Source organism: Pseudoalteromonas sp. XMcav11-Q, from assembly GCF_040104525.1.
In the GTDB taxonomy this organism is placed as follows: domain Bacteria; phylum Pseudomonadota; class Gammaproteobacteria; order Enterobacterales; family Alteromonadaceae; genus Pseudoalteromonas.
The window spans coordinates 221768-237521 of sequence record NZ_JBECOX010000001.1; the positions used below are offsets into that span (position 1 = coordinate 221768).

Annotated in this window: 14 protein-coding genes; 7 read left to right on the top strand and 7 right to left on the bottom strand. The window is 42.7% G+C overall.

Annotated features, from left to right (window positions below):
- Positions 1-53: 53 nt before the first annotated feature.
- The 3 genes from ABMY45_RS01050 to ilvY form a co-directional block, all read right to left on the bottom strand.
- Positions 54-1880, bottom strand: a complete 1827-nt coding sequence (locus ABMY45_RS01050) for an Ig-like domain-containing protein (protein WP_206470983.1) — start codon at positions 1878-1880, stop codon at positions 54-56.
- A gap of 309 nt (positions 1881-2189) precedes the next feature.
- On the bottom strand, positions 2190-2885 hold the full coding sequence (locus ABMY45_RS01055; protein ID WP_010373828.1) for a response regulator transcription factor: 696 nt from the start codon (positions 2883-2885) through the stop codon (positions 2190-2192).
- A 63-nt stretch (positions 2886-2948) separates the two neighbouring features.
- Positions 2949-3842: an HTH-type transcriptional activator IlvY gene (ilvY, locus tag ABMY45_RS01060; RefSeq protein ID WP_010605095.1), complete on the bottom strand. Its 894-nt coding sequence runs from the start codon at positions 3840-3842 to the stop codon at positions 2949-2951.
- A 105-nt stretch (positions 3843-3947) separates the two neighbouring features.
- Between ilvY and ilvC the strand changes: the two genes are divergently transcribed.
- The 4 genes from ilvC (at position 3948) to ABMY45_RS01080 (ending at position 9934) form a co-directional block, all read left to right on the top strand.
- Complete coding sequence (gene ilvC, locus ABMY45_RS01065; protein WP_206470984.1) at positions 3948-5420, top strand: ketol-acid reductoisomerase; 1473 nt, start codon at positions 3948-3950, stop codon at positions 5418-5420.
- A 270-nt stretch (positions 5421-5690) separates the two neighbouring features.
- Positions 5691-7592 (top strand): methyl-accepting chemotaxis protein, encoded by a 1902-nt coding sequence (locus tag ABMY45_RS01070; protein ID WP_211866448.1) that lies wholly within the window; start codon positions 5691-5693, stop codon positions 7590-7592.
- A gap of 195 nt (positions 7593-7787) precedes the next feature.
- Complete coding sequence (locus tag ABMY45_RS01075) at positions 7788-8990, top strand: tetratricopeptide repeat protein (RefSeq protein WP_174168680.1); 1203 nt, start codon at positions 7788-7790, stop codon at positions 8988-8990.
- Between the two features lie 8 nt (positions 8991-8998).
- The gene (locus ABMY45_RS01080; RefSeq protein ID WP_349288296.1) at positions 8999-9934 is read left to right on the top strand and encodes a M20/M25/M40 family metallo-hydrolase; all 936 of its coding nucleotides are present in this window, start codon (positions 8999-9001) and stop codon (positions 9932-9934) included.
- Here the strand turns inward: ABMY45_RS01080 and ABMY45_RS01085 are convergent.
- Positions 9862-10194, bottom strand: a complete 333-nt coding sequence (locus ABMY45_RS01085; RefSeq protein WP_102057019.1) for a GIY-YIG nuclease family protein — start codon at positions 10192-10194, stop codon at positions 9862-9864. The genes ABMY45_RS01080 and ABMY45_RS01085 overlap by 73 nt on opposite strands.
- A gap of 181 nt (positions 10195-10375) precedes the next feature.
- Between ABMY45_RS01085 and bamE the strand changes: the two genes are divergently transcribed.
- The gene (gene bamE, locus ABMY45_RS01090) at positions 10376-10735 is read left to right on the top strand and encodes an outer membrane protein assembly factor BamE (RefSeq protein ID WP_010605101.1); all 360 of its coding nucleotides are present in this window, start codon (positions 10376-10378) and stop codon (positions 10733-10735) included.
- Positions 10736-10793: 58 nt separating this feature from the next.
- Here the strand turns inward: bamE and ABMY45_RS01095 are convergent, their stop codons facing one another.
- A complete protein-coding gene (locus ABMY45_RS01095) occupies positions 10794-11129 on the bottom strand; it encodes an RnfH family protein (protein ID WP_349288397.1) in 336 nt (111 codons plus the stop codon).
- Complete coding sequence (locus ABMY45_RS01100; protein ID WP_010605103.1) at positions 11129-11563, bottom strand: type II toxin-antitoxin system RatA family toxin; 435 nt, start codon at positions 11561-11563, stop codon at positions 11129-11131. The genes ABMY45_RS01095 and ABMY45_RS01100 overlap by 1 nt, the downstream gene beginning before the upstream one ends.
- A gap of 141 nt (positions 11564-11704) precedes the next feature.
- Here ABMY45_RS01100 and smpB point away from each other — a divergent pair, with 141 nt between their 5' ends.
- The gene (gene smpB, locus ABMY45_RS01105; RefSeq protein WP_010379116.1) at positions 11705-12187 is read left to right on the top strand and encodes an SsrA-binding protein SmpB; all 483 of its coding nucleotides are present in this window, start codon (positions 11705-11707) and stop codon (positions 12185-12187) included.
- 82 nt (positions 12188-12269) lie between these two features.
- Here the strand turns inward: smpB and fabB are convergent, their stop codons facing one another.
- The gene (fabB, locus tag ABMY45_RS01110) at positions 12270-13484 is read right to left on the bottom strand and encodes a beta-ketoacyl-ACP synthase I (RefSeq protein WP_174168676.1); all 1215 of its coding nucleotides are present in this window, start codon (positions 13482-13484) and stop codon (positions 12270-12272) included.
- Between the two features lie 176 nt (positions 13485-13660).
- Between fabB and mnmC the strand changes: the two genes are divergently transcribed.
- Positions 13661-15646, top strand: coding sequence for a bifunctional tRNA (5-methylaminomethyl-2-thiouridine)(34)-methyltransferase MnmD/FAD-dependent 5-carboxymethylaminomethyl-2-thiouridine(34) oxidoreductase MnmC (gene mnmC / locus ABMY45_RS01115; protein WP_206470986.1), 1986 nt, complete (start codon positions 13661-13663; stop codon positions 15644-15646).
- Positions 15647-15754 lie beyond the last annotated feature (108 nt).

Here is a 15754-nt window from a genome sequence, read left to right on the forward strand (position 1 = left end):
AAGGTTAGCAGAATTAACGGCTAACCTTTTAACGTTATAAACGAAAATTTAGATTACCAGTTGGCAACATTCTCAGCATCGAAACCATATGCATTGGCAATGATTTCTCGCGCTTCCAATAAAGCAGTCTTATAAGCTTCCACTTTATCTGCCGCGAATTCAGGCTTGTCACCCATCAGGTTATGGATTTCAGCAAAAGCAGTATCTGAGACAGGAGAAAACGGATTAAACTGGAAGTTTAACGCGAAACCTTTCATTTCTGACCAGTGTTTTGCTACCGCATAGAATTGATCGGCATCAAAATCACCTGATGCAATATCGTCTAAATCGCCGTCATCATGTGAGATTGTATCATTGATATAATGCACAACGGTTGCAGCGATAGACTTTTCCCATGCTAGCAACGCTTGATTACGCAATGTTTCTAAGCGTGCTTTGTCCTCATCTGACCACTGCGCAACATTAGTACCAACATTAGCGTTGATAAGTTTACGTGCTTCAATAAACGCTAATTGTGCTTCAGCGCTGAAGTCCGTTGGGTTAGCGTTAGATTTAGTACCACGGTCACGCTTTGCTGCATTTGTTGAGTTACCAAAGTTAAATTCAGATAGTAGATCGATTTTGCCGTTATTATCCAAATCATGATAACCACTTGCATACGCTTCACGGCCACCTTTAGCTGAAAGTTCATCATCTGTATAGTCTAGATAATCAACAGCAGCACCGAAATAGCCATAGCCTTCATCAAACTTGTGTTCAAGTTCCGTGTAGCTTTTGCCATCCGCTAATGTCGCGTTATCAGCTGACTTTTCACCAATGAGTAAATCATCTAGATAATCGTCCGCACCTTGAGAAAGCGACACTGCACCGTTTAAATGTTTTTGCATTAGCTGGGCAAGATCAAGGCCTTCCGGTGTTACATATAGTTTGTTCAGCGTGATAGCTGTGCCATTATGCTCTGCTTTGATTGTTGAGCCATTTTCAAACTGCTGAAGTTGCGCTTGTAGCAGGTCTAAATAGTGTAGGGCTAAACCTTCAGGTGTTTTTGGCTGTGTACCAAAGTTAACCCAACCAGCCATGACCCCATCCTCTTCCCATGCTTTATGCATATTAGAGGTATCACGTCCCGCAATTTTACCACCTTCGCCAGCAACGTTTTTCAGTGAACTTGAAATTTGTCCTAATGTGGTTTGTGCAGCGTTTGCGGCAACAGCGAAATCAAGGGTTTCATCCAAGACCACTGTGTCTGTCGGCATCAAGAAGGTTTTAATCTCAGTGATTGCCGCTTCAGCTGTTTTTTGCTCCGCCGCATTACCCACAGTTTCATTATTAAGCTTACCCATTAGGCTCTTAATATGAACCATAGCTGCGTGACGTGCGATTTGGCCAGAATAAGAAACTGAAGATTCACCTTGTGTGTTATTAAAGGCATAGCGGTTTACACCCGCTTTGTTTTCTTCAGCAATTTGTTGAACAGCAATTTCAGCTTCAACTTCTGTTTTCTCGCCTTTGCTGTCAGTTGCCGTGATAGTTACCGATACTTTACCGCCTTCAACCTGTTCGAAGTTTAGTGCGTTTGCAGCTTTGAGCTTAACCGCACCGTCAACAATTTCAAAACGGTTGTCAGAGATGGTTAGTGTCAATGCACTTACTTCATCGCTATCGTCAGAAAAAGAGATATTTGCAACCGCAGCACCAAGCGTATCCTCAGATACTGATGCACTGTCTACGGTAATAGTAGGTGCAGCATTGGTGGCTGGAGGTGGTGTTGTGTTGTTATCATCGTTGTCATTTGAGTTGCTGCTAGAGCCACCACATGCGGTGAGGCCTAAAGTTGCAGCGAGAATAGCAGTCGTTAACAGAGACTTTTTAAGTGCCATTGAATTGTTCCTTTGAGACTAATTATGTTTATATTTTCATAACTAGGCGTAAAGTATACACACACCTAAATAGCAATCAATATTATTTGCATTGTATAAATAACAATTTTTTTAAAAATGCTACGTAACAGCTAACTACTCCAGCGCTATCACTTGTTAAAAGGAGTAAAGATACTCCATATAAAACAAAGGGATAACACCATATAGCTGGCATTATCCCTTTGTGTCAGAAACCTGTTTCACAGATTTCTCCGAATTGAGCATTCGAAAAATTCGAAGTATCTTTGTGTTAAATCAAATTGTTACTTTTTAGTTCCAAACATCGGTAACAAATAGGTAACCTTGACGCCAAATCGTTTTGATCTTCTCTGGACGACTCGGATTATCGTGTAGCTTTTTACGCAAGCGAGAGATGCGAACGTCTATTGTCCGAGTGTCTGGGCGATAATATTTGCCAAGGATCTGCTCGTATACAAAGTCACGTTTCACTACTTTGCCGCCATTGCTCGCAAGTAACCACAGCAACTCAAACTCATGGGTTGTGAGGTCAATGCGCTCCTGCCCATAACTCACGCGCCTGGTGTTTTTGTCGATATGCAGCTGCCCAAAGGTTAATTGTTCAGGCTCATCGTCAAACTGCGAGTTTGCAGCTTGCCTTCTTAACACTGCATCGAGTCGAGCTCGCCATAGTCTAGGCTTTGCATCTTTGGAAATAACTTCGTCAGCACCGAGCTCTAAAAACAGGCTGTGAACATCCTCGTCATCGCTGTCAAGACTGACGATCACGGGAGCTTTGAATCTTTGTCTAAATTGGCTGATTGAATCGCAGGTTGGTACGGATGCGATAGCTTGATCAAGCACGATACCGTTAATGGATTTCCCTGAAAAACCGTTCAATTGACCTAATTCCCTCAACAACTCAACAGTGTAGCCTTGCTCTTCAAGCATTTTTTGTTGTGATGTCAATATATTGTTATTGCTTTGTGCAACCAAGATAGTGGACACGGACGCACCTCATTCATTCAACATGGATGAACACAGTGTAGTCACGCAACCTGAATGGATGCTTTACAGCGTAAATAATCCTTTTGCCGTATCCCAAAGTGCTTTAACAACTGGGTCATATAACCGTTTATTCTTAGTTACAAGTCCAATTTCAATCTCGTCCGATCTAAGCTGCAAAAGCTGAACTTGATTCTTAAATGGACTTTGACTAATTACTATCTCGGGGACACACGCAATACCAAACCCTAAACTCGCAAGCGCAACCATAGCTTCATGGCCCGAAACATGCGCATAGACTTTAGGAACAAAATTGTGTTTTTTGCAAAAGTTATCGATTCGATCTTTTAACACACCTTGCTCTGGCATAATAAAAGACAGCCTCTGCCACGGCATTTCACTATGACTGTATTCATCAATAATAGACTTAAGCGGACAGTCCATCGTTGGACCAATGAACACCAATCTCGAACGGCCTATTGGCAAATACTCTATACCGTTCGGTAGATGTTTTGGCTTCACCGCGACCGCAACATCTTCCTTACCACTAGCCACTTCTGCTATTGAATGCGCGGGATCACCAGTAATAAGATTTAACTCTACTTGCGGGTATAGGTGGCGAAACTTGGAAAAAAGATCATAAATAAAACTGTAAGTCGCGGTCACTGAACAAAATAAACTCAACTCACCGGTCAAAGGCTTATCATCGTCAACACATTCGCTCTTAAACTGCCGCCAGCTTGCCAACGTCGCTTGCGCGTAATGAACAAACGCTTTGCCTTGCTGAGTCAGCTCAACGGTGCGATTATCTCGTAGGAATAAAGGCGCGCCAACTTCCTCTTCTAACTGTTTGATTTGACGACTTAATGTCGGAGGACTTACAAAACAGCGCTCACTCGCTCGGGAAAAGTGCAGCGTATCTGCAAGTGCCAAAAAATATTTAAGTTGTTTGTGATTCATAGTATTTCACCTTTTGAAACACTATAGTTCAAATATATCATTTTACGCAATCAAAAGTTCGCCCTACTCTGACTTCAATCTATTTCTACAGAATCAGGAAATATCATGTCGAATTACTTTAATACTTTATCTTTACGTGAGCAATTAGCTCAGCTTTCTCAATGTGAATTCATGGATCCAAAAGAATTCGAACAAGGTGTCGACGTTCTGATTGGTAAAAAACTGGTCATTGTTGGTTGCGGTGCACAAGGCTTGAACCAAGGTCTAAACTTAAGAGATTCTGGCTTGAACGTCAGTTACGCACTACGTCCTTCAGCAATTGAAGAAAAACGTCAGTCGTTTCTTAATGCATCTGAAAACGGCTTTATTGTTGGCACTTATGAAGAACTCATTCCTGAAGCGGATTTGGTCCTAAACTTAACGCCTGACAAACAACATACTTCAGTTGTAAACGCAGTAATGCCGTTAATGAAAAAAGGCGCAACACTTGCTTATTCTCACGGCTTTAATATCGTCGAAGAAGGTATGCAAGTGCGTGAAGACATCACCGTAATCATGGTTGCACCAAAATGTCCTGGCACAGAAGTACGTGAAGAGTACAAGCGCGGCTTTGGTGTACCTACGCTGATTGCAGTTCACCCTGAAAACGACCCTGAGGGTAAAGGTCTCGCGCAAGCTAAAGCATATGCGGCGGGAACCGGTGGTCATCGTGCTGGCGTATTGCAGTCATCATTTATTGCTGAGGTAAAATCAGATCTAATGGGTGAGCAAACCATCCTATGTGGTATGTTGCAAACTGGCTCACTTCTATGCTTTGACAAAATGGTAGAAGAAGGCATTGAACCTGGATATGCATCAAAACTCGTACAGTATGGCTGGGAGATCATCACTGAAGCGCTAAAACACGGTGGTATCACCAATATGATGGACAGACTGTCTAACCCCGCTAAGTTACGCGCATTTGAACTGAGCGAGCAACTAAAAGACATTATGCGCCCGCTTTATAACAAGCATATGGACGACATCATCAGTGGTGAGTTTTCAGAAGGTATGATGGCTGATTGGACTGAAAACGACAATAAATTGCTTACATGGCGTGCAGAAACCGCACAAACCGCGTTTGAAAAGCAAGCGAATACGGATGCTGAAATTTCAGAGCAGACTTTCTTCGACCAAGGTATTCTAATGGTTGCTATGGTTAAAGCCGGTGTTGAGCTGGCGTTCGAAACCATGACAGCAGCTGGCATTATTGATGAATCTGCTTACTACGAATCACTACACGAAACGCCGCTAATCGCGAACACCATTGCGCGCAAAAAGCTGTTCGAGATGAACCGTACTATTTCAGACACCGCAGAATATGGTTGCTACCTGTATAATCACGCATGTCTACCACTATTGAAGCCATTTATGGAATCAATCACAAAACGTGAGATTGGTGAAGGCTTGTTAGACAGTGACAATTATGCTGACAACCAAAAGCTCATCGCTGTAAACCGTGCGATCCGTAACCATCCGGTAGAAAAAATAGGTGAAATCCTTCGCGGTTACATGTCAGATATGAAAAAGATTGTTTAGTAAGTAGAAATAAATTTGCGTCAATAATATAGCAAACTAGTTCGCTTGTTAGTAACCAAGGCCACTTTCCACCCTGAGATTGTGGCCTTTTATCTCTATTTCTCAACATAACCACCCATTTAACTCAAATACAGTTAACACTAAATACTGAGATTAACTTTATTTTATAAACCAAAATTATTTTTTTGTGACTTGGATTGTTACTTGTTCCGAGCTGGTTATTTACTATGCTAGAATAATCGGTTCCACGGGATTACACACACAAATCGAATGCAAAACACAGGTTTAACAATTACTCAAAGAATTACCCTTTTGGGTAGTCTCATTGCGATTGCTGTCGCTTGTTTAATCGGGTTTACCTCGCTTTACAGCGCCAAAACGCTCATTAATGAACGCATGATGCAATCTGAATTGCCAAGCAAGATAGAAAGTATCAATAAATCATTAAGCAAGCAGATAGACACGTTGAAAAATGCAGCCGAGCAGCTTTCAAGCAATTTATTAATCACCCAAAGTGCCAAGCAAAATACTTTGGACGAAAAACTTCTTGTCAACGAACTCAAGCGTATTGCGGCGCAGTATGACTTAGTTACGGCTTCTTGGGCTAACCGCGAAACCAATCAATATTGGAATCAAAACGGCTTTCTGCGAGTACTAAATAGAGAGCAAGATGGTTGGTTTTTCGGCTTTACCACTAGTGGCTCGCCATACTCTATTAGTATCTATCAAGAAGCGCCGGGCGATGTAAAAATGTTTGTAAACCATCAACAACTAAGCGGTCTTGGTTTAGCTGGACTTGCGAAAAGTATTGATGATATGCAGGCGATGCTTGCTAATATGAAAATCGAGCAAAGTGGCTTTGTTTTCGTCATTAACAGGCAAGGTACCGTGCAATTGCACCCAGATGCAAGCAAAGTTGCAAAGTCCTCAATTGAAGATTTTTACGGCCAGCACAGTCGCGATTTTACCTCCACACGTGGATTTATCGTTAAAGAGTTGGAAGTAGATGGCGAAACTAATTTAGTTGCAGCGAGCCCAATTCCAAACACAGATTTGCTTGTTATTGCCCAAGTGCCAACCAGTGAAATCAATAGTGGGATCACTTCTTTGCAGTGGCAAATCATTGGTTTTTCGATAGTGATTGCGCTAGTGGCGAGCTTTTTTAGTATGCTACTGGCTAAGAACTTAAGCGCGCCACTTAAAAAGATGGCAGATTTATTTGAACAGCTTGGTAGCGGCGACGCAAAACTCAATTATCGTTTACCAGACTCAGCACAACCTGAACTTCATGCTTTGGCTGGCGGCTTCAACCAGTTTATGGCTAAGATCGAAGAAGCTATCCACATGGTTGCGGAAGAGAGCCGTTCAATTCGCGTGACGAGCGAAGCCGTGTTTAAACAGAGCCAGCAAAACTCTCAGTCTCTGGATGAACAAAAGTCTCAAACCATGTCTGTTGCCGCGGCAATCAATGAAATGGGTGCGACAGTACAAGAGATAGCGAGCAGCGCGACCAACACGGCAAAATTGACAGAAGAAAGTAAAGCGTCAACCAAGCGCAGCCGTCAAGGTGTGCAAGAAAGCCAAGAAACACTTCACTTGCTTGCAGGTGACATCGAAAATATGGCAGGTCAAGTCGCTACGTTGGCCGATAAAACCCAGTCAATTGCCAATATCGTTGATGTGATCAGAGGCATATCTGAACAAACCAACTTGCTTGCACTCAATGCAGCGATTGAGTCTGCGCGAGCGGGTGAGCACGGTCGTGGGTTTGCCGTTGTTGCAGATGAGGTGAGAGCACTTGCGAGTCGTACATCACAATCTACCGACGAGATCCAAGCAACGATATCTGAATTAACTCAGGTGTCTGGCGCTGTCGTAAACCAAATCCAACAATCCAGTGAACAAGCAGAGCAAAGTGTTCAAACGATGCAATCGTCAGTGGAGTTAATGTTGGAAATCTCGGAAACCGCAAATCAAATAAATGACATGACCGCGCTTATCGCAACAGCGACAGAAGAGCAAAGTAATGTCGTTGCGGACGTCGGCCGCAACATCGAGCAAATTAGCGAAATTAGCGATGCCGTGATGAACGAGCAACTTGACACGGAACAAGCAATTCAGCGTCTTGCTGCATCAGCAAAAGCGCTTGATGATCTCGTCGCGAGCTTTTAACCTCTGCTCAACTCTAAAGTAAGCTTGCATGTTTCCTTGTAGGCTTACCCTTTCAAATTGTCTCTTTGTTACATGGTGTAACAATCACACCGCGCAAATTTTGCAATTATGGTCTAAATTCAATAATAGTAAGGGTCAAAGGTAAGCAATTAAGCCATAACTAAAAGTCAGCCGAATGCCCAATCTGGAGGTTGTATGAAGATAGTAATTCAGTTCTCTATTATTGTGCTTAGCATTATTTTACTTAGTGCTTGTAATAGCACTCCCAAAGCGACGATTGATAGATCAATTCTTAATGCAAATCACCAATTTACTGTTCACAAAGTTGAGTCGTATTCTGACGTCTTTCAACTCAATAACCAAATTCGCATTAAATTAGAACAATACTTTCACAACGGAGAGATAGGCCTTAAACGTGCTAAAATGCTGATGAGATTTTTGGTAAGTAGTGGAGATGATTCACTTTCTTACCTTTCAGGTGCAAATTTAACTGCAAATCAAGCATTTAATAATATGAACGCGAACTGCTTGTCCTTGTCTATACTAACTCACGCTATTGCTAAGCAGCTAGGCTTACGCAGCCAATTTCAACAAGTACACATACCTGAATATTGGGATGAGAGCCAAGGCTATAGCCTGCTAACAGGCCACGTCAACATCAAAATTTTTGAAGTAGATAACACACAGGACTCAGTTAAAACTTTATATGTTAAACCAACTGCGGTCACTGTTGATTTTGATCCTAATAGCCGCTCTCAACACTTTAGTACTTCACCAATTAGTACAAATACTATCTTATCTATGTTCTATAACAACAAAGGAGCAATGGAAATGATTAGTGGTAACTTAGATATGGCATATAGCTACTACAAGGCAGCCGTAGAAAGTGATCCCTATCATGACGGCGCCTGGGGGAACCTCGGTATTTTATACCGTATAACAAACCAGTACGACCTCGCCGAGCGAGCCTATAATCAGGCCATTGCCATTAACCACGATAATCGAAATGCACTAAGTAACCTTGCTAAACTCTACCACCTGACGGAACGAGATCATGAAGCTGGCATTATTGAAGCAAATATCCATAATTTGAGAAAAAGCAACCCTTATTACATGTTGGTATTAGGGAACGAAGCCTTTAAACAAGGAGAGTTAAATCGCGCTAAGCATTTTTATCAAAAAGCTTATCAACTTGATCGCAACGTTCATGGTAGCTACTTTGGGCTGGCAAAAGTTGCCTATGAGCAAGGCGATAGAAAAAAAGCGGAGTATTACCTCAACAAGGCATACAAAGCTTCTGTCTTCGAACACGACAAAGCGCGCTACGAAGGCAAACTGGCCTTATTGAGAGGAGTTGCAAGCAACCAATTGAATTTAACAGACAACGATGAGAGATAACAATAATAATGAAGAAATGTTCTTTCAAGCTAATCGGCATGATGCTGGCCGCGATATGTACCACGAATGTATTGGCTCAGTCGCGACATCAAAGTATTGCTAATGTTGATAATATATTGGTGCAAGATTTACAAGCTCTCACAAGTGCTCGTCACCAAGGCCGTAAAAGTGGTGCTCAATCGCCTAACATCAGTGCCCAATATATTTTTGCTGCTTTTGAGCAATTAGGTGGAAACCCGATCTATCAGCACTTTACCTTTAGAGCAGGTATTTTTAGTAAGGACGCAGGTCACAACGTCACGGCGATTTTACCTTGCACTCAACCTCGATGTGATAAGGCCATCGTTATCAGCGCGCATTACGACCATTTAGGAACCACAGGACAAAGACATTATCCAGGTGCCAATGATAATGCATCTGGCACCGCTGCAATGTTGCACATTGCGAGGCAACTTAGTCAAACAAATCGCGCTCGCGATATATTGTTTGTCGCAACCGATGCAGAAGAGCGCGGCTTACATGGAGCGAAACATTATGCCAAGCACCTTAAACGAGAAGTTGAGCTCAATATCAACCTTGATATGTTAGGAATAAATAACAACAACCGTTTATTTGCATTGTTTTCACCGGGTTTCAAGGAATATAAATCTGAGCTCCAGAACAAGGCGCAATCTTCAGTAAAATTGACCATAGTATCGTCACAACGACAAATTGAGCGTTATATAAATAACCCAAGAGTTGATTGGCACAAAGCAAGCGATCACTACGCCTTTTATCGCCAAGGGATCCCCTATATTTATTTTGGTATGGGTGAAGATAAACATCATCACACCACCAGGGATACACTAGAGAATATGGATCTAAATAAGTATCAGGCAGGGGTTAACCTCATCAATGACTTTATTTTGTCATTAACTCGTTCACCTTTTGACTCTACCAGCTGAATTTTTTGTGCTTTTGTCAGCTGCTTAACATGCCACTCAAGTTTTGCAGCTTGAGATTTAGTACCTGCAGCACATTGAAATTTTAACGTTAAGGGCCCTTTACCTTTTAAATTTTTTGCCCCCTTCCCAGCCTGATGCTGCTCTATGCGCCGCTCTACATTGGTTGTTATTCCTGTGTACCAATGACCAAAGCGCGTTTCTAGGATATATAAGCTCCAAATAGCTTGGTGATCCGTTTTATTGGGCTCGTTAAGTAACATTTTTCCTAGCACTAACAGGCTCTCCTAAAAATCTTATCAATGACTTCTACCACACATGGCAGCTCTTGCAACTTATCTGCGAACTTTTTACACTTAGTGCAGTCCAATTCCGCTAAGAGACTTTACCTTCTCTGTGCAATCGGTATCATGCAAATAACTGATAATAAGGATACACAATTTCATGCTGTCTAATAAAACCCTTTCTGTTTGGCTCAGTGCTGTAGTTATGACGGTATTTATGTCTGGCTGTTCAAGCTGGATTTATCGCATCAACGTGCCACAAGGTAATTTCTTAGAGCAGTCAGATGTAGATAAACTTCGCGTGCAAATGACCAGAGAGCAAGTGCTATATGTGCTAGGTACACCGCTTGCTAAAGATACTTTTAACAACAATATCTGGCATTACCAGTACGTATTTAATATTGATAGAGACTCAGAGGTCAGAAAGTCGTTTAGCGTTTATTTTGAGAATGACAAACTAGTTCGCGTGAGCGGCGACTTCGAAGAGCCGGAAGAATTTAACACCCCTTTAGACTCATAGAGTCAAGGGACACACATTATTTCGTAGTCAAAGGGGAAAGGTATTTCCCCTTTTTTAATTATTCCTTATCTCCTAAAGAGACAGGTCGCCCACCGGTAACTTTGCTTGCACGGCCCTCTTCTTTTGCTTTTTCCGCACGGCGTCTGCGCGCCTCTTTTGGGTCTGCGATGAGCGGACGATAGATCTCTATTCTGTCACCGTCACCCACTACTTGTTGAGATTTTACTGTGCGATTCCAAATTCCAAGCGTCAAGTCATTCGCATCTATCTCTGGACATCTTTCTAATATCCCTGACTGTAGTACCGCTTGCTCAGCTGACGTCCCCTCAGGCACATCAACCGACAATGACGTCGCGCTGTCAGGCAATGCAAATACCACTTCAACCTTTATCATCATCTCGCTCCGTAAACAATTTTGGCTCGCTGGGTAAACGCAGATACCATATTCTTGGCCACTTCATTGAATAGCTTGCCAAACGCCATCTCAATTAATTTGCTCGCAAATTCAAACTCTAACTTTAAACTCACCTTACAAGCCTGTTCATCAAGCGCGGTAAACTCCCAGTAGCCGTTTAAAGACTTAAATGGCCCATCAACTAAACACATTTTTACTCGGTTGCCATCAAATTCATTTTTTGTGGTAAACCACTTTTTTAGGCCGGCTTTCGAAATTTCTAGACTCGCGGTCATCCCTTGTTCATCATTGCTGATAACTTTTGCATCTGAGCAATGCGGTAAAAATGCGGGATAAGCGTCAACATCATTGACCAATTCAAACATTTCCTTGGTGCTATACATCACCAAAGCACTTTTTTCTATCTGTGGCATAGACACTCCAAATCTTAATACAAGGATTTTACCAAGGTTTTGCAGATTTATCTTGTTTGCAGCCACTGACTAAGTAAAAATACGTCACATTAATGAAAAAGCGCTGTCTTAAAACAGGATTTATAGGTAGACTAAGCCATTATGGCAAAGAAAAATTCAAGTAAATCAAATAGCAATACCATAGCGCTAAATAAAAAAGCGCGTCATGAGTATTCACTACATGAAAAGTTCGAAGCAGGTATCGAATTACAAGGCTGGGAAGTAAAAAGTATCCGCGCCGGTAAAGTCAATATCTCAGATACTTACATCCATATCAAAAACGGCGAAGCCTATTTGTTGGCCAGTCAAATTCAACCGTTAAATAGTGCTTCTACACATGTGATATGTGATCCGCTTCGTTATCGTAAACTGTTACTAAATAAACGTGAAATCTCACGTCTTATCGGTGCAACCGAGCGTGATGGTTATTCTCTGATAGCCACAGCAATGTACTGGAAAAAGTGCTGGGTAAAACTCGAGTTCTATCTTGCGAAGGGTAAAAAGCAACACGATAAACGTGCTGATATTAAAGACCGTGATTGGTCACGTGATAAAGAACGTTTGATGAAACACAATGTACGTTAATTTATTTTAATATACGAACAGAACGAAAAAAGCAGGCTTAGCCTGCTTTTTTGTGTTTGATATCAAGTTAAGTGTAAAGCGCTTAACCTTTGTACTTTTTCATCACAAGTGTTGCGTTAGTACCACCAAAGCCAAAGCTGTTTGACATCACCGTATTAAGCGGTCCATCACGGCGCTCGGTTACAATGTCTAAACCTTGTGCTTGCTCGTCCAATTCATCAATGTTAATTGATGGTGCGATAAAGTCATTATCTAGCATCAGCAAAGAGTAAATCGCTTCATGCACGCCAGCCGCACCGAGTGCGTGGCCTGTCATTGCTTTAGTTGCACTAATAGCTGGGGAATTATCGCCAAACAATTCTTGAATAGCGCCTAACTCTTTCACGTCACCAACTGGTGTTGAAGTACCGTGCGTGTTTAGGTAGTCAATCGGTACATCAAGACCTTGCATCGCTTGCTTCATACAACGCACAGCGCCTTCACCTGATGGTGCTACCATGTCGTAACCATCTGATGTCGCACCATAGCCAACGATTTCAGCATAAATGTGCGCGCCGCGAGCAAGTGCGTGTTCTAGCTCTTCAACTACCACAATACCGCCACCGCCAGAGATGACGAAACCATCACGATTTGCATCGTACGTACGTGATGCGCGCTCAGGCGTTTCATTGTACTTGGTTGACAACGCACCCATGGCATCGAATTCCATCGCCAATGTCCAGTGTAGCTCTTCACCACCACCAGCAAAGATAACATCTTGTTTGCCTAGTTGAATCTGTTCAACAGCATTGCCAATACAGTGTGCTGATGTTGCACATGCAGAGCTGATTGAGTAGTTCACACCTTTAATTTTAAATGGTGTTGCCAAACACGCAGAAGTCGTGCTTGCCATGGTACGTGGAACCATATAAGGCCCTACACGCTTTACGCCTTTTTCGCGCAGAATATCAGCGGCTTCAACTTGGTACTTAGACGAACCACCACCAGAACCTACGATAAGGCCTGTGCGTTCGTTTGATACTTGCTCTTCTGATAGCCCTGAATCTTCAATTGCTTGCGCCATCGAGATATAAGAAAACGCTGCCGCGTCCCCCATAAAGCGATGTGCCTTACGGTCAACGAGAGATTTTACGTCGATATCTATTTTACCAGACACTTGGCTACGTAGGTTGTAGTCTGCAAATTCTTGGTTAAAAGCAATACCGCTCTTACCTGCTTTTAATGACTCTAAAACTTCTTGCTTGTTGTTGCCGATGCTCGAAACAACACCGATCCCCGTAATAACGGCTCTTCTCATGGGTTTATTCCCTTCGATATTACAAATTATGCGTAGTATACGCTGAATTTTAGCGCCAAGTGGTCAGCTTTCCAGCGTACACATGTACTCTGAACCTAAATAACTAAAAATGCAACCAGACTATTGAGTCGAAAGACAGTAAAATAGTTCCCAAATAGTCGAACATAGAGTCTTTCATGATAAAAAACGCTCAAATACACTTCAACGATGCTGGTACCCCTGTTGCCGATAGTTTTGACGATGTCTATTTTTCCAACGATGATGGATTAGCTGAGTCACATTACGTCTTTTATACTCAGAACCATATCGACGAGCGGTTACAAAATCATGGCAAAGACCGATTTGTCATCGCAGAAACTGGTTTTGGTACTGGATTAAACTTTCTCAACGCTTGGTATCACTTCAACCAGCGTAGCAAAGACGCATGCGTTAACCAACTTCACTTTGTCTCATTTGAGAAATATCCAATCCATATTGATGATTTAGTTAAAGCGCTACAAGCTTGGCCTACGCTTGCCCCGCTCGCCAAAAAACTTTGCCAACAATACCCGATGGCCCTTGAAGGATGCCATCGCCTAGAGTTTGACAATGGTCAAGTGACCTTAGATTTATGGTTTGGTGATATTCACGATAATTTACCACAACTAAGTTTCGAACAAGCCGGATTTGTCGATGCGTGGTTTTTAGATGGCTTTGCTCCGAGTAAAAACCCAGAAATGTGGCAACAAAGCTTATTTGATGCCATGGCCAATATGAGCCGAGATAGCGCTACTTTGGCAACATTTACCGCAGCGGGTTTTGTCCGCAGAGGACTACAAGACGCCGGCTTTGCGTGCAAAAAAGTCAAAGGGTTTGGCCGCAAACGCGAAATGGTGGTTGGAACGCTGAGCCGTGCCAATAAAAACTCCAATACTCCAGCGTATTACAGCACCACACCGCGTAAGCTAGAGAGTATCGCTATTATTGGCGGTGGTATTGCCTCAAGTTGTTTGTTGTATCACCTTAGTAAACGTGATCTTAGTGCAACACTTTTTTGCCAAGACGACACGTTAGCCAAAGGCGCTTCTCACAATCGTCAAGGCGCGCTATATCCAAACCTGCAAGCAGATCACACGCCATCGAGCGAGCTATACGCCCACAGCTTTTTATATGCAAAGCGCCTCTATCAGCACATTGCAAATACAGGATATCACTTCGCACATGATTGGTGTGGCGTACTCTTGCAATCCGTTAGTGAGGCCAAACGAGCGCAACATCAAAACCTAGCCGAAAAGGCAACTTGGTCACATGATTTAATTCATGCCGTCGACGCCAAGCAGGCTTCAGCTATCGCAAATACCATGCTGCCCTACGGTGGACTCTATATTCCAGAGGCCGGTTGGCTAAACCCAGCAGAGGTAACGCACGCTGTGTTTGATGCAGCCCACGCATTAAAAACGATTTCGACTTATTTTAATACTGATATACAAAAACTTGAAAAAGCGGAGAGCGGCTGGCTGTTACACAGTGAAGATAATACCTTTGGGCCGTTTTCAGATGTATTTGTCTGTGGCGGTGAGCACTCTGACCGATTCGAGCAAACCAAACATGTTCCTTTACACGGCGTCCGCGGTCAGGTCTCTCATGTTGATGCTGGAGAAGAATCACAAAAACTCAATACCGTACTTTGCCATAAAGGGTACTTTACTCCTGAAATGGATGGGCAACATTGTATGGGCGCGACATTTGAAAAAAACAGCAAAAGCCGAGAGATAAAAGCTGAAGATGATGCAGCTAACCGTGCCCAGCTTGAACGCTTTTACAAAGACACGGAGTTAGCCGCGAGTCTTGGCGAGATCACCTCAGCAAAAGCCGCAGTACGTTGCTGTTTTAACGATCATTTGCCTATGCTTGGTCAAGTCCAGCATAACGATGAATTTTGCTCAGCGTTTGCTAATTTAAGGAAGGGAAAACACTACGGCTTTGGGAGGCCTGCACTACCCTATCAAGGAATTCATATTGTGACCGGTTTTGGCGCACGAGGACTGTGCAGCGCTCCACTTGCTACTGAGCACTTAGTTGCAACTCTACTTGGCGAAGCAAGACCTTTAAGCGAACGAGTACATCAGGCAATCCACCCTGCGAGGTTACTTGTGAGAGATCTGATCAGAAACAAAATCTAATATTAAGTTTCGTAATTAACCTAAGCTGTGGATAAATAATGCGCCCCAGCTCAGGTTAAATTATAAAAAGCGTGCAAAAGTACGTACTCTTACTGTCTACCTTTTTAA